The 19,564-nt window shown below is 69.9% G+C and carries 13 protein-coding genes; 11 read left to right on the forward strand and 2 right to left on the reverse strand.

The window, feature by feature from the left end; translation table 11 throughout:
* Nucleotides 1-42: 42 nt before the first annotated feature.
* Nucleotides 43-939 carry a TIGR01777 family oxidoreductase gene (locus GA707_RS16465; protein ID WP_152179536.1) on the forward strand — a complete coding sequence of 299 codons (897 nt, stop codon included), beginning with the start codon at nt 43-45 and terminating at the stop codon, nt 937-939.
* Here the strand turns inward: GA707_RS16465 and GA707_RS16470 are convergent.
* Entirely contained in the window at nt 936-2,450 is a 1,515-nt protein-coding gene (locus GA707_RS16470; RefSeq protein ID WP_193315379.1) for a serine/threonine-protein kinase, read from the reverse strand. The genes GA707_RS16465 and GA707_RS16470 overlap by 4 nt on opposite strands.
* A 121-nt stretch (nt 2,451-2,571) precedes the next feature.
* On the opposite strand from GA707_RS16470, the gene GA707_RS16475 reads away from it, so the two are divergent.
* The 4 genes from GA707_RS16475 to GA707_RS16490 are packed head-to-tail and all read left to right on the forward strand — an operon-like array spanning nt 2,572 to nt 5,772.
* Nucleotides 2,572-3,312, forward strand: coding sequence for a peptidase E (locus GA707_RS16475; protein ID WP_152179538.1), 741 nt, complete (start codon nt 2,572-2,574; stop codon nt 3,310-3,312).
* 9 nt (nt 3,313-3,321) lie between these two features.
* Nucleotides 3,322-3,957: a lipoyl(octanoyl) transferase LipB gene (gene lipB, locus GA707_RS16480; RefSeq protein ID WP_152179539.1), complete on the forward strand. Its 636-nt coding sequence runs from the start codon at nt 3,322-3,324 to the stop codon at nt 3,955-3,957.
* Nucleotides 3,958-3,988: 31 nt separating this feature from the next.
* Nucleotides 3,989-5,014 (forward strand): lipoyl synthase, encoded by a 1,026-nt coding sequence (gene lipA / locus GA707_RS16485; protein ID WP_152179540.1) that lies wholly within the window; start codon nt 3,989-3,991, stop codon nt 5,012-5,014.
* A gap of 5 nt (nt 5,015-5,019) precedes the next feature.
* Nucleotides 5,020-5,772 carry a DUF4191 domain-containing protein gene (locus GA707_RS16490; protein ID WP_152179541.1) on the forward strand — a complete coding sequence of 251 codons (753 nt, stop codon included), beginning with the start codon at nt 5,020-5,022 and terminating at the stop codon, nt 5,770-5,772.
* Nucleotides 5,773-5,798: 26 nt separating this feature from the next.
* On the opposite strand, the gene GA707_RS16495 is transcribed toward GA707_RS16490, so the two are convergent.
* On the reverse strand, nt 5,799-6,224 hold the full coding sequence (locus tag GA707_RS16495) for an RDD family protein (RefSeq protein WP_193315380.1): 426 nt from the start codon (nt 6,222-6,224) through the stop codon (nt 5,799-5,801).
* 266 nt (nt 6,225-6,490) lie between these two features.
* Here GA707_RS16495 and glnA point away from each other — a divergent pair, with 266 nt between their 5' ends.
* From glnA to GA707_RS16525, 6 genes are all read left to right on the forward strand, one after another.
* Nucleotides 6,491-7,915: a type I glutamate--ammonia ligase gene (gene glnA / locus GA707_RS16500; RefSeq protein ID WP_152179543.1), complete on the forward strand. Its 1,425-nt coding sequence runs from the start codon at nt 6,491-6,493 to the stop codon at nt 7,913-7,915.
* Nucleotides 7,916-8,360: 445 nt separating this feature from the next.
* Entirely contained in the window at nt 8,361-9,143 is a 783-nt protein-coding gene (locus GA707_RS16505) for an electron transfer flavoprotein subunit beta/FixA family protein (RefSeq protein WP_152179544.1), read from the forward strand.
* A 21-nt stretch (nt 9,144-9,164) separates the two neighbouring features.
* The gene (locus GA707_RS16510) at nt 9,165-10,127 is read left to right on the forward strand and encodes an electron transfer flavoprotein subunit alpha/FixB family protein (protein WP_152179545.1); all 963 of its coding nucleotides are present in this window, start codon (nt 9,165-9,167) and stop codon (nt 10,125-10,127) included.
* 42 nt (nt 10,128-10,169) lie between these two features.
* Complete coding sequence (locus tag GA707_RS16515) at nt 10,170-12,368, forward strand: (Fe-S)-binding protein (RefSeq protein ID WP_226963880.1); 2,199 nt, start codon at nt 10,170-10,172, stop codon at nt 12,366-12,368.
* A gap of 42 nt (nt 12,369-12,410) precedes the next feature.
* Nucleotides 12,411-14,147, forward strand: a complete 1,737-nt coding sequence (locus GA707_RS16520; RefSeq protein ID WP_152179546.1) for an acyl-CoA dehydrogenase family protein — start codon at nt 12,411-12,413, stop codon at nt 14,145-14,147.
* A gap of 90 nt (nt 14,148-14,237) precedes the next feature.
* The coding region (locus GA707_RS16525) for a type I polyketide synthase (RefSeq protein WP_152179547.1) at nt 14,238-19,564 on the forward strand (5,327 nt) is incomplete at its 3' end.

Consider the following 19,564-nt stretch of genomic DNA (forward strand, 5'->3'; position numbering starts at 1 on the left):
CGACCAGGCCGACACCACCACCGAGACCGACAAGGGCTCCTCATGCGTATCGCCATCAGCGGGTCCTCCGGACTCATCGGCTCCGCGCTCACGCGCCACCTGCGTGAGCGCGGAGACGACGTGGTCCATCTCGTCCGGCGCCCGGTCCGTGAGTCGCACGAGCGCCAGTGGGATCCCGACAGCGTGCACCTCGACCCTCAGGTCCTCGCCGACTGCGATGGTGTCGTCTCGCTGCACGGTTCCGGTATCGGCGACAAGCGATGGACCCCCGCGTACAAGCGCGAGATCCTGACATCGAGGACCCATGGGACGACGGCGATCGCCACCGCGCTGGCCGAGCTGGCCGACCGAGGGCGTCGACTGCGGTGGGTCGGCGGCTCAGCCGTCGGCTTCTACGGCGACCGTGGCGAGGAGCCACTCGACGAGACCAGTCCGGCCGGCAACGGCTACCTTCCCGAGGTCGTCACGGCCTGGGAAGGAGCCACCGAGCCCGCCGAGAGAGCCGGCGTGGCCGTGGCCCACATCCGAACCGGCATCGTCCTCAGCCCCGAGGGCGGCGCACTCAAACCGCTGCTCCTGCTCCTGAAGTTCGGCCTCGGCGGACCATTCGGTCGCGGACGCGCCTGGTGGCCCTGGATCACCCTCCAGGACGAGACGTTGGCGATCACCTACCTCCTCGACCACGAGGACATCACGGGACCGGTCAATCTCGTCGGACCGGAGGAGGCCAGGCAGGGCGCGATCGTGACGGCTATCGCTCGGGCGATGCACCGCCCTGCGCTCCTGCCCGTCCCACCGCCGGCGCTGCGCGTGGTGATGGGCGAGTTCGCCGACGACATCCTCTCCAGCCAGCGTGTCCGGCCCCGTGTCCTCACCGAACACGGGTTCACGTTCGACCACGCCACGGTCGCCGACGCCGCCGCCTGGATCACCCGCTAGGCGTCGACCGCCTCGATGTCTGCGATCCGCCATCCAGTCGTGGCGGCTTCCGAACCCGGCGGGTCGACCACCCCATCCGCCGAGGTGTCCACTCGCACGAGCTCCAGGCGCACGCGGGTCGTGGTCCCGGGGCGGGTGTCGCGGCCTCCGGAGATGCGCACCGCATACGGGTCGGTCGTCAGCGTGGCCTCGAGGGTGACCCGGTCCTCGGACTCACTGACCGCCTCGACCGCCCTGGCGGCGAAACTCACCCCTTCGTACCGGTGGCCTTCGGCCAGTGCTCCCGCCAAGAGCTCGCGGTCCTGTTCGAGTGCGACGCTCGCGGGGGCGAAGCAGGCGGTGAGCAGATCGGGATCGGCGCCGTTCCACGCATCCGCTCGTGCGCGGACGAGCGGCTCGAGCATGGCGGCGAACCGGTCTGCGGGATCGACCGGCTCGTCGTCGGCCGCTGTGACCGAGACGGCGCTCGGTGTCCCGCCCGGTCCGGGTGCGGTGGGCACTGCAGTCCCACGCTGAGCCGAGGCCACGGCGACTCCGACGCCGCCGAGGAGCACCATCGCGACGAGCGCCGCGGCGACCCGGAGATGAGCCGCACGGGACCGACGTCGGAGGACGGCCCGGCGGTCCGCTCTCGTGCTCGCGGCGAGGGCGGCGTCCTCACGGGCAGCGGCCCGAGCGAGCTCACGGACACGCTGGGTCAGCATGGTCGCCGGGTCCCCCTGAGCGCCCGGTCGTACGGGCAGTGCGTGGGTCGAGCCAGAAAGCACCGTCGAGAGCTCCCGGGGCCGCGGCCGAAGCTCCGGATCCGGGTGGAGCGCCTGCGCGAGCGCCTCCCCCAGCGCGGCGGGGACGGTGGGATCGAGGTCGGCAAGGCGGGGTCGGTCGGCGGGAATCGGCGGTGGTTCACCGGTCAGCGCGAACCATCCGAGGGCGCCCAGGGCGTACACGTCCGCCGACGAGGTGGGTGCTCCACCTGCGACGACCTCGGGCGCGACGAAGCCCGGTGTGCCGTACACCTCCTCGCAGGGGGTCCCGATCACCGCCGAGACGCCCAGGTCGAGGAGGACCGGCCGACCATCGCCGGCGAGGCCCACGTTGGCGGGTGACAGGTCACCGTGCAGGACGGCCGCGTCGTGGAGGTCGGCGAGGGTCGAGGCGATCGGGGCGAGCAGCGTGACGACCTCCCCGGGGAGAAGGTGGCCCCGGGCGCGCACGAGGTCGGCGAGCGTGCCGTGGCGGAGTCGCTCCATGACGACGGCCACCGCGGGTGGGTCGAGGACGGGAACGACGTCGACCACCCGGACGAGGTGCTCACCGGACCCCCAGGTCATGGCGAGGGCTGAGAGCTCGAAGGTCAGGTCGTGCAGGTCGTCCCGATCCGCGATCGGTATCACCTTGACGGCGAGGTCGGCCGAGCCGGGTGAGCGTCCGCCCGCCCACACCACCGCTGTCGATCCCGTCGCGATGTGCTCGGTGAGGTGGTATCCGGGAACCTGCGGTGGCTGCTGCATGACCACAGTCTCGCTCCGCCCGCAGCCGGTGCCCGGAAGTTTTCCACAGTAGACAGAGCCCCTAGGCTCGTCGGCACCCCAGCGCAGCTCCCCCGACCCTCGAAAAGACTCAGGAGTTCCCATGCCAGCCGACCGGCCCACCATCCTGGCGACGTCGGGCGGCTATCGACCCGACCCGCGGCTCGCGCTGTCGTTCGGACCGCTCGTCCATCATGCCGTCGAGCTGGCGGGAGTCACCGACCGTCGGCCGCGGCTGACCTATGTGGGCACGGCGATCGGTGACCAGCGCTCCGTGGAGGCGCACATCCACGAGGCCGCGAGGCAGGCCGGCTTCGACGTGACGTGCCTCGAGCTCTTCCCCATGCCCAACCTCGAGGACATAGCCGGGCATCTGCTCGCCCAGGACGTCGTCTGGGTCCAGGGCGGCTCTGTCGCCAACCTGCTCGCGGTGTGGGAGGTCCACGGCCTCGGGCCCATGTTTCGCGCCGCCTGGGAGGCGGGGGTCGTCCTGGCCGGGGTGTCAGCCGGGTCGATCTGCTGGTTCCGGGGTGGCTGCACGGACTCCTTCGGGCCGCAGCTGCGTGCGGTCACGAACGGTCTGGGTCTGCTGCCCTACGGCAACGGTGTCCACTATGACTCCGAGGGCCAGCGGCGACCGACGATCCACCGTCTCGTCGAGGCCGGGGTGCTTGGCGAGACACACTGCACGGACGACGGGGTCGGCCTCGTGTACCACGGCACCGAGCTGATCGAGGCGGTGGCGGAGGTGCCCGGCAAAGGAGCCTACGTGGTCCGGCGGGACGAGGGCGGTGGCGTCGTCGAGCACAGGATCGAGCCGCGTCTGCTCGGCGGCCTCGGATAGCCTGGGGCGATGCGGATCGTCCACCTCGGCTTCGCGCCCGACCACGTCGACTACGGCGACGCATGGGAGCGTCAGCGTGAGATCCATGCCGAGGTCGCCGAGGGGCGCGGGCCCGACACCGTGCTGCTCCTCGAGCACTCACCCGTCTACACCGCCGGCAAGCGCACCGAGGCCCACGAGCGGCCCCTCGACGGCACGCCCGTCATCGACGTCGACCGGGGCGGCAAGATCACCTGGCACGGCCCCGGCCAGCTCGTCGGCTACCCGATCGTCGCTCTCCCCGAGGTCCCGATCGACGTCGTCGCACACGTACGACGCCTCGAGGAGGTCATGATCCGCACCTGTGCGGACTTCGACGTCGCCGTCGAACGTGTCGACGGACGGTCGGGGGTGTGGGTCCGCGCGGACGAGCGCGGGCCGGACCGCAAGCTCGGCGCGATCGGTGTCCGCGTCAGCCGTCGGGTCACGATGCACGGGTTCGCCCTCAACTGCGACAACGACCTGGGGTGGGCCGAGGTCATCATCCCGTGCGGAATCGCCGACGCCGGTGTCTCGTCGTTGAGCCGGGAGGCGGGCCGGCGGATCACCGTGCAGGACGTCCTGCCCTACGCCGAGAAGCACCTCGTCGACATCCTCGCCCGCTGAGGCGCCCCACACCCTCGTCTAGGCTGGTGCGGTGACTGTCGCACCCGAAGGCCGCAGGCTCCTCCGCGTCGAGGCGCGCAACGCCGAGACCCCGATCGAGCGCAAGCCGTCGTGGATCCGGACGACGGCGAAGATGGGTCCGGAGTACTCCGCGATGCGGGGACGGGTCTCGTCCGGTGGCCTGCACACGGTCTGCCAGGAAGCGGGATGTCCCAACATCTTCGAGTGCTGGGAGGACCGTGAGGCGACGTTCCTCATCGGTGGCGACGTCTGCACACGGCGGTGCGACTTCTGTGACATCGCCACGGGCCGCCCGGGGCCCCTGGACCGGGACGAGCCACGACGGGTGGCGGAGTCGGTCCGCGAGATGGGCCTGCGGTACTCCACCGTCACCGGCGTCGCCCGGGACGACCAGCCCGACGGTGCCGCGTGGCTCTACGCCGAGACGATCCGCCGGATCCACAGGTTGAACCCGAACACCGGCGTCGAGATCCTTCCGCCCGACTTCGGCGCCGAGCCGCACCTGGTCGGTCAGGTCTTCGACGCCCGTCCCGAGGTCTTCGCGCACAACCTCGAGACCGTGCCCCGCATCTTCCGCCGGATCCGGCCCGCGTTCACCTACGACAAGTCGCTTCGGGTGCTCACCATGGCGCGCGAGGCCGGTCTGGTGACGAAGTCCAACCTCATCCTGGGGATGGGCGAGACGGACACCGAGATCGAGCAGGCCATCGTCGACCTCCACGAGGCGGGATGTGACATCCTCACCATCACCCAGTACCTCCGTCCCTCGAAGCTCCATCATCCGATCGACAGGTGGGTCAAGCCCGAGGAGTTCGTCCACTGGAGCGACCACGCCACCGAGGTGGGCTTCAAGGGCGTCATGGCCGGGCCGCTCGTGCGCTCGTCGTACCGGGCCGGACGCCTCTGGGCCCAGGCGATGCGGCGCTGGGGACGCCCGATCCCGGAGCAGCTGTCACATCTCGCAGCCGCCATCGACGAACCCGCCCGCCAGGAGGCCGCCGCATTGGTGGCCCGCGGACATCGCGACGTATCCTGAGCCCTATGGCGCTGCGCAGGAAGAAGTCGACCGAGGCAGCGGCATCCGGCTCGGATGCCGCCGCGAAGAAGCCCGGACGGATCGCCCAAGTCCGTCAGGGATACCGCGCCATCCGGCAGCTCGACCCCAATGTCGGCTGGTTCATGCTGCTGGCCGCGCTGGTCGTCCTCCTCGTCGTCATGCTCATCGGCTGGGCGATCGGGCGTCCGTGGTGGGCGCTGTTCTTCGCCCTTCCGCTCATGATGATCGCCGCGCTGCTCGTCCTCAACAGGCGCGCGAACAGCGCGATGTACAACGCCCTCGACGGCAAGCCCGGCGCCGCAGGCGCCGCGCTCACGAGCATTCAGCGTGGCTGGTACACCTCCCAGGAGCCGGTCGCGGCGGACGTGCAGAACCGTCAGCTCGACTTCACCAACGCGGCCGTCGTCTTCCGCGCCCTGGGTCGCCCGGGCGTCGTGCTCGTCGGCGAGGGTCCCAAGCCCCGGGTCAACAAGCTGCTGGAGGCCGAGCGCAAGAAGGTCGCCCGCGTCGCACCCGGCGTGCCCGTGCACCTCATCGTCGTGGGCGAGGACGAGGGTGACGTCCCCGTGCGCAAGCTCGTCAAGACCGTGACCCGCAAGAAGCCGGTCCTGACCAAGGAGGAGATGGCGGTTGTCAACAAGCGGCTGAAGTCCCTCCCCAGCATCCGCGACGCGGTCCCCGCCGGCATCGACCCCACCAAGGTGCGGATGAGCCGCAAGGCGCTGCGCGGCCGCTGAGCCGCGCCCTCACCGGGGATCGAGGCTCACCTCGTTCTGATCGTCATGCTGCCGGCTGCCCGGTCGTGGAAACCGCGACCGTCCGCTGCGGTGAAGACTGCGGGAAGGAACAGGACGACCATCAGCGTGCGGATCGCCGTCTGTCCCGGACGCAGCGGTCCGCCGTCCAGTGCCGTGACGCCGATCCCGACGATGCGGTGCCCGATCGTCGTGCCGATGGTTCCGACGAGGAGCAGGTGCATGAGCGCGAAGACCCCGAGGGGCGCGAACGCCGCGGCACCGCCCTGGTCGATCGCCACCCCGAAGACCCCGATGACGATCAGCTGGGCGAGCAGCCAGTCGAGAATGGCTGCCAGCGCGCGCCGCACGAGCGTCGCGAGTGAGCCGGGACCGCGCGGCGGTAGGCCGAGCTCGGCGCCGGGATGGTCGGGCTGCGAGGCGGGCGTCGACACGGTAGTCACTGTAGACGGGCGTGCGCGACGCCCCGGCGAGGGTGCGGCGGGCGGCGAGCACCGCATACCGCATGCATGCGGTGGTCACCTGCCGGACACCGCGTCTCGGATCGCGAGACCTGGGTCGCCGTAACACCGGCGAAACACACGGGTCACCATGCGGATACCGCGCCTCACTAGGGTTGACGACAACGCAACGGGCTCTCGGCCGCCGTCGGCGGCCCCGAGCGCGTCCGTTCCCTGCCCACCATCTGGAAGGACCACACGTGTTCAGCAGCCCCGACGAGGTTCTGGCATACATCAAGGACGAGGACGTCAAGTTCGTCGATATCCGCTTCTGCGACCTCCCCGGCATCATGCAGCACTTCAATGTTCCGGCCGAGAGCCTCGACGAGGACTTCTTCACCGTCGGCCAGGCCTTCGACGGGTCTTCGATCCGCGGCTTCCAGGCCATCCACGAGTCGGACATGAAGCTGCTCCCCGACGTCGCGACGGCCTATGTCGACCCGTTCCGCGAGCAGAAGACCCTCGTCATGAACTTCTCGATCGTCGACCCCTTCACCGACGAGCCGTACAGCCGGGACCCGCGCAACATCGCCGCGAAGGCCGAGGCGTACCTGAAGTCGACCGGTATCGCCGACACCGCGTACTTCGGCGCCGAGGCCGAGTTCTTCGTCTTCGACGACGTCCGCTTCAAGACCGAGGCCAACGCGGGCTACTACTTCATCGACTCGATCGAGGCGGTGTGGAACACCGGACGCTCCGAGGAGGGCGGCAACCGCGGCTACAAGCCCCGGATGAAGGGTGGCTACTTCCCCGTCTCCCCCACCGACCACTTCGCCGACCTGCGCGACGAGATCTGCCTCAAGCTCGCCGAGGTCGGCATCACCGTCGAGCGCTCCCACCACGAGGTGGCCTCGGGCGGGCAGCAGGAAATCAACTACAAGTTCAACACCCTGCTGCACTCCGGCGACGACATGATGAAGTTCAAGTACGTCGTCAAGAACACCGTCTGGGACGCCGGCAAGTCCGCGACCTTCATGCCGAAGCCGATCTTCGGCGACAACGGGTCGGGAATGCACACCCACCAGTCCCTCTGGAAGGACGGCGAGCCGCTGTTCTACGACGAGAAGGGGTATGGCGGCCTGTCCGACGTCGCGCGCTGGTACATCGGCGGACTTCTCAAGCACGCCCCCGCGGTGTTGGCCTTCACCAACCCGACGGTCAACTCGTACCACCGGCTCGTCCCGGGCTACGAGGCCCCGGTCAACCTGGTGTACTCGGCCCGGAACCGCTCGGCCTGCATCCGGATCCCGATCGCCGGCACCTCGCCGAAGGCCAAGCGCATCGAGTTCCGCGTGCCCGACCCGTCGTGTAACCCCTACCTCGCGTTCGCCGCGCAGCTGATGGCCGGCCTCGACGGCATCCGCAACCGCATCGAGCCGCCGGAGCCGGTGGACAAGGACCTCTACGAGCTGCCGCCGGAGGAGCACGCCGAGATCGAGCAGGTTCCCGGCTCGCTGCCCGCCGTGCTCGACGCCCTGGAGGCGGACCACGAGTTCCTGCTCGAGGGTGACGTGTTCACCAAGGACGTCATCGAGACGTGGATCGAGTACAAGCGGAAGAACGAGATCGACCCGATCCGCTTCCGGCCACACCCGCACGAGTTCGAGATGTACTACGACATCTGATCGGCGCAGGTCGTTATCGGGGAGGTTCGGTGCTGTCATGACAGCACCGGACCTCCCCGTCTGCTGTCAGGCCTCGACGTCCAGGAGCGGATGACGGAACCGCCTGCGGATCGGTCGCCGGCTGACGATCTGGTCCGCTCCGGCATCAGGATCTCGGTGAGGGCGGCCGCGACACCACGGGACATGGTCGCGTTAGAGCGTCCCCCGACACGAGCAGCGCTCTCGCCGCCGTCGACGACAGGCGCCGCTCAGGGCAGGGTGCCCGACCGTCCTGCCGCCGACCCGGCGGGGGTCACACTGTGAGGTAAGGCTGTCCGACCGCTGTGACGAGATAGCCAGAGTCGTGGTCTCGCATTACCCGTCAGTACTGGATTGAGTGGTCCCAACTGAGCGCGTCGGCATCGGAGCCGAAGGGTCCGAGGGCCGGCGCCAGGGAGGAACGCTGATGAAGGTCGTCGTGTTGGCGAAGTACGTCCCCGAGCCCACGGCCACGTGGGCCTTCGAGGCAGACCACACCCTGGCCCGCGAGTCCGTCGAGGGCCGGCTCTCCGAGCTCGACGAGTATGCGGTGGAACAGGCCGTGCGACTCAAGGAGGCCGGCGCAGCTGACGAGGTCGTCGTCCTCACCGTCGGCCCCGCCAAAGCGGTCGACGCCCTGCGGAAGGCGCTCGCCATGGGCGCCGACCGGGCCGTCCACGTCAGTGACGAGGCGATCGCGGGATCGGACGCACTCGGCACGTCGAGGGTGCTCGCCGCCGCGGCCGACAAGGAGGGCTTCGACCTCGTCCTGACGGGAATGGCCTCGACCGACGCGGAGATGTCGGTCATGCCCTCGATGGTCGCGGCGAGGTTGGGTCTACCCCAGGCGACCTTCGCCGGGGCGCTGTCGGTCGAGGGCGGCACCGCCACGATCAGCCGCGACCTGGACACCGCCACCACCGAGGTGACGGTGACCCTGCCGGCCGTCATCTCGCTGACCGACCAGACCGACGAGGCTCGCTACCCCGCCTTCAAGGCGATCATGATGGCCAAGAAGAAGCCCGTGGAGACCCGCTCCCTGGCCGATCTCGGGATCGCTGCCGGGGACGTCGGCCTCGAGGCCGCCGGAACGTCGGTGCTCTCGATCGCTCCGGCCCCTCAGCGCCAGGCCGGAACCATCATCACCGACGAGGGCGATGCCGCCACCCAGCTCGCGGACTTCCTCGCCGCCCGCGGATTCCTCCGCTAGCCCACTCGACAGGAGACCCTCATGAGTGAAGTACTCGTCCTCGTCGAGACCTCCGGCTCGACGGTCCGCATCCCCTCGCTCGAGCTCCTCACGCTCGCCCGCCGCCTCGGCGAGCCGAGCGCAGTGCTCTTCGGGTCACCGGAGGACTCCGTCGTCGCCGCCCTCGCGGAGCACGGTGCCACGACCCTGTATGCGGTGCCCGCCCCTGAGATGGAGGAGTTCCTCTCCCTGCCCAAGGCGGAAGCCGTCACCGACCTGGCCCGGCGGCTCTCCCCCACCGCTGTGTTCATCACCTCCTCCCCGGAGGGCAAGGACATCGCGGCCCGGGTCGCTGTCGCCCTCGACTCCGGAATCATCACCGATGCCGTCGACGTCACGAGCGAGGACGGAGATGTCGTCGCCACCCAGAGCATCGTCGCCGGCCGCTTCGTCGCGACCACGCGGGTGGTGCGCAGCCCGGCGGTCCTGACCTTCCGCCCGAACTCCGTCGAGCCGTCTCCCGCACCGTCGTCGGCGACACTCGAGACGGTCGACCTCTCGGTCAGTGAGGTCGCGCGGGGCGCGCGAGTCGTCGCGACCACCCCCAAGGAGTCGACCGGCCGACCCGATCTCACCGATGCCGCGGTGGTCGTCGCCGGGGGACGTGGTGTCGGGTCGGCTGAGGGTTTCGCGAAGGTCGAGTCACTCGCCGACGCGCTCGGTGCGGCGGTAGGCGCCTCCCGCACGGCAACGGACGTCGGCTGGGCACCGCACGAGTCCCAGATCGGCCAGACCGGCAAGACGATCGCGCCCGCGCTCTACGTCGCGGCGGGGATCTCCGGCGCGATCCAGCACCGCGCCGGCATGCAGAGCAGCAAGACGATCGTCGCCGTCAACAAGGACCCCAAGGCTCCGATCTTCGGTATCGCCGACTTCGGTGTCGTCGGCGACCTCCACACCGTGCTGCCGGCGCTGACCGAGGAGATCGTGCGACGGCGGACCTGACCACGTCGTGACCCCAGGACCCTGTGAGGAGGTGGGCGCCCGGTGAATACGCTACGACTCGTCGTCGGCCTGCTCATGACCGTCGTCATGCTCGGCCTGGCGGGGCGACGGCTGCTGTACCTCTACCGGGTGGGCGGGGCCGGCCAGCCGGTCGAGCCAGGCCGGCTGGGTGCGGTCGGCACAGCGATCAGGGCCGAGCTCGTCGAGGTCGTCGCACAGCGCAAGTTGCTGCGGTGGACCGCGCCGGGCCTGGCACACGCCGCCGTGTTCTGGGGCTTCTGCGTGCTCCTGCTCACGGTGCTCGAGGCGTTCGGTTCCCTGTTCGACCCCACCTTCTCCCTTCCCGTGATCGGTCAGTTCCCGGTCCTGGGCTTCGTGGAGGACCTGTTCGCTCTCCTCTGCATCCTGGCCGTTGTCGCGTTCGTCGTGATCAGGGTGCGCGAGGCGCCCAGGGACCAGGGTCGTCGTTCCCGCTTCTTCGGCTCCCATCTCGGGCCCGCCTGGTTCGTCCTCTTCATGATCTTCAACGTCGTCTGGACGCTGTTGCTCACCCGGGGCGCGCAGATCAACGCCCAGGAGGTCAACACCACCGACAACCTCCCGTTCCTGCGGGGGGCGTTCCTCAGCCAGGCCATCGCCTCCCTGCTCGCCCCGCTCGGCCAGGACGTGAACGAGGTCATCGAGACCGTCGCGCTCCTCGTCGGTCTCGGCGTCCTGCTCGGCTTCACGGTCTTCGTCACCTACAGCAAGCACCTGCACATCCTCCTGTCTCTCCCGAACGTCGCCCTCGCCCGACGCCCGTCGGCGCTCGGCGCCCTCCTGCCGGTCAGCTCCGGTGGCAGGGAGGTCGACTTCGAGGACCCTGGCGAGGAGGACCTTCTCGGGGTCGGAAACGTCGAGGAGTTCACGTGGAAGGGGCTGCTCGACTTCGGCACATGTACGGAGTGCGGACGCTGCCAGAGCCAGTGCCCGGCGTGGAACACCGGCAAGCCGCTCTCCCCCAAGCTGCTCATCATGGGCCTGCGCGACCACGCCCTCGCCAAGGCGCCCTACCTGCTGGCCGCAGAACAGGAGCGCGACGGGCTGTCCGACGACGCCAGGGCCGTCGCCAGCGTGCCGCTGGTCGGGGACACGGGGTATGCGGGGGATCCGCTGGCCGCCTACGCCCCGCTCGGTCCCGGAGGGGTGATCGACCCCGACGTCCTGTGGTCGTGCACGACGTGCGGCGCATGTGTCGAGCAGTGCCCGGTCGACATCGAGCACGTCGACCACATCGTCGACATGCGCCGCTACCAGGTCCTCATGGAGGGCGCGTTCCCGGACGAGGCGGGCGCGATGCTCAACAACCTCGAGCACGCGGCCGACCCGTGGGGGCGGGGAGCGTCCCAGCGTCTGGCCTGGGCGGAACCACTCGACTTCGAGGTCCGCGTCCTCGGCGCCGACGGCGGGGACCGCATCCCGGACGACGTCGAGTGGCTGTTCTGGGTGGGGTGTGCAGGCGCGCTCGACGACCAGGCCCAGCGGACGACGCGAGCTGTGGCGACGTTGCTGCACGAGGCCGGCGTGGAGTTCATGGTCCTCGGCGAGGCGGAGTCATGCACCGGTGACCCGGCACGGCGGATGGGCAACGAGTTCCTCTTCCAGATGCTCGCCCGACAGAACGTCCAGACCCTCGACGACGCCGGCGCCACGAAGATCGTCGTCACATGCGCCCATTGCTTCAACACGATCGCCAATGAGTACCCGCAGGTGGGCGGCAGCTACGAGGTCGTCCACCACTCGATGTTGCTCGGTCGGCTGCTCGCCGAGAAGCGACTCGTGCCGGTGTCGCGGGTGGACAGGGACGTGACCTACCACGATCCCTGCTACCTCGGCCGCCACAACCGGATCTTCGCCCCGCCGCGTGAGCTGCTCGGAGCCGTCCCCGGCCTGCGGCTTGCCGAGATGCCGCGCGCGAAGGAACGTGCCTTCTGCTGTGGCGCCGGTGGGGCACGGATGTTCATGGACGAGACCCTCGGCACCAGGATCAACGAGAACCGTGCCGCCGAGGCGATCGCCACGGGCGCGCAGACCATCGCGGCCGCCTGTCCGTTCTGCATCACGATGCTGAGCGACGGAGTGAGCACGCTGCGCCCTGACGACGCCCCCGTCGAGGTGACCGACATCGCCGAGGTCCTCCTGCGGGCGGTTCGCCCTGACCTCGACGACGTCTCACCTCCTCCACAGGCCGCGAGACCGTAGCCCAGACATCGCAGAGCACATGACGAACAGGACCGAGCGACGATGACAGAGACCGTGAGCACCGCAGGCCCGCACGCCGCCACGAGCGGACTCGACCTGAGCACGTTGAGCCTCATGCTCGAGGCACTCGACGACTTCATCGCCGCCTCCCTGACGCCCGAGCTGCAGCTGGAGCTCGATCACGAGGACCGCTGCCCCGAGGACATCGTCCGCGCGATGAGCGACCCGGACACCCTCGGCGTCCAGCTGGTCTTCATCCCGGAGGAGTTCGGCGGAATGGGCGGTTCCGCCTGGGACTCGTACCGCGTATGCGAGGCGATGGCCCGCAAGGACATCGGGCTCGCGACCGCTGTCTTCGCGACCTTCCTCGGCTCGGACCCCATCGTCTTCGGCGGCACGCCGGAGCAGCAGGAGCACTGGCTGACGCGGATCGCCGGCGAGGGACTCGTCTTCGCCTACGGCGCCACTGAACCGGAAGCCGGCTCGGACCTCGGCGCGATGACGACGACCGCCGAGCGCATCACCGCCGACGACGGCACGGTGACGGCCTACCGCATCACCGGACGCAAGCAATGGATCTCGAACGGGAGCATCGCCGACTTTTCGACCGTCCTCGCCGCGACCGAGGACGGACCGTCCTGGTTCGTCGTCCCCCAGGACTCCGCGGGATTCAGCTCGGGTCCGCCGGAGGACAAGCACGGTCTGCGCCTGTCGAACACCTCCGCCCTCTACCTCGACGACGTCGAGGTGCCGGCCGACCACCTCATCGGCGAGGTCGAGGGAAAGGGTCTGGTGCAGGCCCAGAACGTCTTCGGCTACACCCGGCTCATGGTCGCCGCGTTCGGGCTGGGCGGTGGATGGGAGGCCTTGGACCGCTCCCTGGCCTACTCGGTCGAGCGGGTCCAAGGGGGCAGTCCGCTCAGTGAGAAGCAGGGCTTCACGCACAAGCTCATCGTGCCGTGGGCGGTCCGACTCGAGGCCGCCCGCAGCTTCATCGAGCACACCGCGACCCGCCTCGACGCCGGTGCGGGCGCCGAGGGAGCGCTCAACACCGAGGGCGCCATCGCGAAGTACATGTCCACCGAAGCCGGGATCGCCGCCGCCGACGCGGCCATCCAGGCCCACGGTGGGTATGGGTACACCCGCCCCTACGTCGTCGAGAAGATCCGGCGCGACGTGCGCATCACGACGATCTACGAGGGCACCTCGGAGATCATGGAGATGACGATCGCCAGGGACCGCTGGCAGCGCCACCTCAAGTCCGGAGGCCGCCACTACTCGGACATGGCCGACCGTCTCGAGGCCATGCACGCAGCCCAGCCGTCGGCGGGCGCCGACATCGCCGCGCTCGCCTGCCGAGCCCTCGCGGTCGTCCTCGAGGCCTGCCGCACCGGCCGCCTCACCCGCAACCAGCACGTTCTGTTCCGCCTCGGTGAGCTCATCGCCTGGACCGAGACGGCCGCGGTCTTCGTGACCAAGGCTGCCGCCGCCGCTGAGCAGTCGCTGCACGAGAAGTGCCTGTCACGCTTCGACGCCGACGCCCTGGCGGTGATGTCGCGCGTCTTCGCCCGCGAAGCGGCGCAGAAGGTCGCCCTGGAGGGAACGCGCTGGGTGGCCGGCGCCTCCGAGCCGGGGTCTGCGCAACTCACCACCATCGGCGATGTGCCGACCGCACGGATCATGGCCGCGCAGGCAGGCCTGGTCACGGATCTCGACACCGTTCGCGACATCTTGTACGCACCCTTCGGCTCCGGCTCACCGCTCTCGGCCACCGGTTGACCGCGGACCGGCGCCGCACCGACGACAACTGAACACGGCAACCACACCCCGCACGGCTCACCACCGCATACGCACCACCCCGAGGACCTCATGACCACCTCATCGGCCGACCCCATCGCCGTCGTCGGCGCCGCCGCGATCATGCCCCAGGCACCGAACGCGCAGATCTTCTGGGAGAACCTGAAGAAGGGCGTCTACAGCATCACCGACGTGCCCCCGGAACGATGGGACCCGGCGATCTACTACGACCCCGACCACGCGGCGGTCGACAAGACGTACTCGAGGATCGGTGGCTGGGTGCGCGAGTTCGAGTGGAACCCGATTGCGTGGCGCCTACCGGTGCCGCCCAAGGTGGCCGAGCAGATGGACCAGGGCCAGCGGTGGGCCGTCTCCGCTGCACGCGCCGCCCTCAGCGACGCGGGGTATCCGGACTGGAAGGTCGACGGGGACAGAGTGGCCGTGATCTTCGGCAACGCGATCGGCGGGGAGAAGCACTACGAGTCCTCCATGCGGATCCGCCTGCCCGAGATGCTCGGGCGCCTCCAGCAGTCACCGACGGTGCAGAGCCTCCCGGCCGATGTGCAGCGCCGCATCGTCGATGAGACGCGCTCCCTGTACCGGGAGAGCACTTTCGACATCACCGAGGACACCATGCCCGGTGAGCTGTCGAACGTCATGGCCGGCCGCGTCGCGAACCTGTTCAACCTGCGCGGCCCGAACTTCACGACCGACGCCGCCTGCGCCTCGGCCCTGGCCGCCATCGGCAACGCCGTCCTCGGCCTGCGGGAGCGCCGGTTCGACGCCGTCGTCTGCGGAGGCATCGACCGCAACATGGGCGTGGACGCCTTCGTCAAGTTCTGCAAGATCGGCGCCCTCTCGGCCACGGGGACCCGCCCCTTCGACGCCGGTGCCGACGGCTTCGTCATGGGCGAGGGAGCCGCGGTCTTCGTCCTCAGGCGCCTCGAGGACGCCGAGCGCGACGGCGACCGTGTCTACGCCACCATCCTCGGCATCGCCGGTTCCTCGGACGGCAAGGGCAAGGGCATCACCGCACCGAACCCCGTCGGCCAGCAGCTCGCCGTGCGGCGGGCCTGGGAGGACTGCGGGGAGGACATGGCAACGGTGGGCGCGATAGAGGCCCACGGCACCTCCACTCGCGTCGGTGACGCAGCGGAGCTGGCGAGCCTGTCCGAGGTCTTCGGCTCGGCCGGCCTGTCGGCCGGGTCGGTCGCGCTCGGCTCGGTGAAGTCGAACATCGGGCACCTCAAAGCGGCGGCGGGCGCAGCCGGACTGTTCAAGATGATTCGCTCACTCCACGAGAAGGTGCTCGTGCCGAGCCTGAACTTCGTCGACCCCAACCCCGGCGTGGACTGGGATACGAGCGCGTTCGCCGTGAACACGACGCTGCGGCCGTGGCCGCAACCCCCTGCCGGTATCCGCCGCGCGGGAGTGAGCGCCTTCGGCTTCGGCGGCACGAACTTCCACGTCGTCCTCGAGGAGCACGTCCCCGGCCGCCATCGGCCGCAACCCCGCGTGCATGCCTCGGCCCGGATGCCCTCGAGTGCGACGCTCCTGGGCTCGTCCGCGGACACCGCGAACAGCCCGGCCACCCCGCCCGCGACGCCCACCATCCTCGACGTCCGTCCCGGGGGCGGAGGCCGGCGCCCACTGCGCGGCACCCTGGTCCTCGGCGCCGCGGACGACGCCGAGATGGTGACGAGGCTGACCGAGGTCCGCGATGCCGCCCGCGGCGGTCGGGCGCCGCTGAGCGCCCCACCCGAGCGCGCCGTGGGACAGTCGCCCGTCCGGGTCGCGGTCGACTACGGCGACGCCGACGAGCTGGCCGGCAAGCTCGAGAAGGTCATCACAGCTCTGCAGACCGGCAACGCGGCCATCCTGAAGATGATGCGCCAACAGGGTGCCTTCGTGGGACGAGGTCCGGCGCCCAAGGTCGCCTTCCTGTACACGGGCCAGGGCTCGCAGTACGTCAACATGCTCCGTGACCTGGCCGCCCGCGTCTCGATCGTCGGCGAGACGTTCGCCGAGGCGGACCGGGTCATGACGCCGCTGCTCGGCAAACCGCTCACCGACTTCATCTTCGTCGACCCGGCCGACGAGGCAGCCGTGCGGACCGCGACCCAACAGCTCATGCAGACAGAGATCACCCAGCCCGCGGTCCTGGCGACCGACCTCGCCCTGACCAGGCTGCTCGCCGCATACGGCATGAAACCGGACATGGTCATGGGCCACAGCCTCGGCGAGTACGGCGCCCTGGTGGCCGCCGGTGCGCTGACCTTCGAGGCCTCGCTCGAGGCGGTGAGCGCACGCGGCCGCGAGATGGCGCACCTGTCCGTCGAGGACAACGGCGCCATGGCCGCCGTGTTCGGCCCGCTCCAGAGCATCCAGGAGATGGTGGCGGACGCCGATGGGTATGCGGTCGTGGCCAACATCAACAGCTACAGCCAGGCGGTGGTCGGCGGGGCCACCGACGCCGTCGAACGTCTCATCGAACGGTTCACCGCGGCCGGGATGACAGCCACCCGGATCCCGGTGAGCCACGCGTTCCACACATCGATCGTCGCGCCCGCATCGGTGCCGTTCGGCGACGCCCTGCGGCGGCTCGACATGCGCCCGCCGACCCTGCCGATCGTCGCGAACGTGACGGGCGAGTTCTATCCGGCGGACGCCACGAAGGAGACGATGCTCGACTACGCGGGGCGTCAGATCGCCTCCCCGGTCCAGTTCGTCAAGGGTCTGGAGACCCTCTACGCCGCGGGCGCCCGGATCTTCGTCGAGGTCGGCCCCAAGAAGGCCCTGCACGGATTCGTCGAGGACGTCCTGGCCAGCCGCCACGACGACGTCCTCGCCCTCTTCACCAACCATCCCAAGATCGCCGACGAGGTCGGCGTCAACCAGGCTCTGTGCGGACTCTGGGCGGCCGGGATCGGATTCTCGGACCCGAGCACCCACGCTGCCTCCGAGACCACACCCGCGACCATGCAGCACGACCCGATCACGCTTCCGGAGGTAGAGGTGTCCGACGAGACCATCACCGAGCTGGGCCGGCTCTTCGCCGGAGTGCTCGAGCAGGGCATGCGCCTGTACCGGCAGGACTCCGGTCCGGCGCCCTCACACTCAGCGACCGCCGGCGCCGCAGGCGCGCCGCGGCCGGTGGCGACCGCTGCGGCCCCGGAGCCCGGAGCCGCGCTGGCGACGACCGCGCCGGTGGTCATCACCGGAGCCGCGCTCGGGCTGCCGGGCGTCGAACGGACCTTCGACGACGACAACGTCGCGCGAATCCTTGCGGGACAGAGCTTCATCGGCTCGTTGCCGCAGGAGGTGCGTGACCGGATGGTCGACATGCGGATCACCCGGATCGTCAAGGATGCGACGACCGGCGGAGGCAGCTTCGTCACGATCGACGACGCCGCGGACGTCATCAAGCTCGCGGCCTGGCACGCACCGCTCGACATGGTCGAGCAGTTCGCCGTCGACCGCGCCCGCGACGAGGCGCTCGACAACACCACGCGACTGGCCATCGGTGCTGGGTTCGACGCAATGCGCGACGCAGGTATCCCGCTGACCCGGCGCTACAAGACGACGACGATCGGCTCTCAGCTGCCGGACACGTGGGGCCTGCCGGAGGCACTGCGCGACGACACCGGAGTCATTTTCGCCAGCGCTTTCCCCGGGTACGACCGCTTCGCCGAGGCGATCGAGGAGTACGCGTTCGACCGTGCCCGCCGGGAGAACCTCGCGGCACTCCGGGCGGTTCGCGCGACCATGTCCGATGCCTCGGAGGGGGTCGGCGAGGTCGATCGGCTCATCGCAGAACTGGCGGCCGACGTCGAGGACAACCCCTACCGCTTCGACCGTCGCTTCCTGTTCCGCACCCTGGCCATGGGCCACAGCCAGTTCGCCGAGATCATCGGCGCCCGCGGCCCGAACACGCAGATCAACGCCGCGTGTGCCAGCACCACCCAGGCGCTGTCGGTCGCAGAGGACTGGATCCGCTCCGGTCGGGCCAAGCGCGTCATCGTCGTCTCCGCCGACGATGCCACCTCGCCGCACCTGCTGCCATGGGTGACGGCCGGGTTCCTCGCCACCGGCGCTGCGGCGACTGACGAGCATGTCGAGGATGCCGCCACACCCTTCGACCGACGCCGGCACGGCATGATCGTCGGCATGGGCGCGGCCGCGTTCGTGGTCGAGTCCGCCGAGTCGGCGCGAGAGCGCGGGCTCTCACCGATCGTCGAGGTGCTCGCGTCGATCACGGCGAACAGCGCCTTCCACGGCACCCGGCTCGACGTCGAGCACATCGGCGGAGTCATGGAGTCCCTCATCGTCCAGGCCGAGCGCCGTGGCATCAAACGCCACGAGATCGCCGGCCAGACGATGTTCATGTCGCACGAGACCTACACCCCCGCCCGTGGTGGCAGCGCCGCAGCGGAGATCAACGCACTCCGACGTGTCTTCGGCGAGCATGCCGCCGAGGTCGTCATCACCAACACCAAGGGATTCACCGGTCACGCCATGGGCGCCGGGATGGAGGACGTCGTCGCCATCAAGGCGCTCGAGACGGGCATCGTCCCGCCGGTGCCGAACTACCGCGAGCCCGACCCCGACCTCGGTCGCCTCAACCTGTCGACCGGCGGGCGGTACGACGTCGAGTACGCCCTGCGGCTCGCCGCGGGCTTCGGCTCCCAGATCGCGATGGCTCTGCTGCGTCGGACCCCGCTCCCCGGCGGGGCACGCCGGGCGCCTGACCAGCTCGGCTATGCCTACCGCATCATCGACCGCCATGCCTGGCAACACTGGCTCGACGGCCTCTCCGGCCATTCGAGCAGCACGCTCGAGGTCGACCACCGGCGGCTCCGGATCACCGATGTGGGAGCCCCCGCAGTCCCGGTCACCCCGGTCACCCAGGTGCCCGTCCCCTATCCCGGGATCGCAGGCGCCGCGTCGACACGCCGCGCGACCTCTCCCATCGCTCCGACGATTGACTTTCCGAAGCCGTTCGACCACGCCGCCGGGGTGGCAGGCTCCCCCGCGTTGACGCCGACCGCTCCTCCACGGCCCGCCGATCCCGCCCAGACCAGCGCAGCACCGCCCGCCGCTCCGGTCGAGGAGCCGCCGGCACCGGCGGCGCCCGCCCCGGGGTCGGCTGCGGGTGGGGACCCGGTGCTGGCGAAGGTAGCCGACATCGTCGCCGAGATGACCGGCTACCCGGTCGACCTGCTCGACCCGGACCTGGACCTCGAAGCCGACCTCGGAGTCGACACCGTCAAGCAGGCCGAGGTCTTCGCCGCGGTCCGCCAGGAGTACGGCGTCGAACGCGACGCCACCCTCCAGCTGCGCGACTTCCCCACCCTCAACCACGTCGCCGGCTGGATCCGCGACAAGACCGGCCTACCCGC

Origin of the sequence: Nostocoides sp. F2B08 (assembly GCF_009184895.1) — a bacterium.
Taxonomy (GTDB): domain Bacteria; phylum Actinomycetota; class Actinomycetes; order Actinomycetales; family Dermatophilaceae; genus F2B08.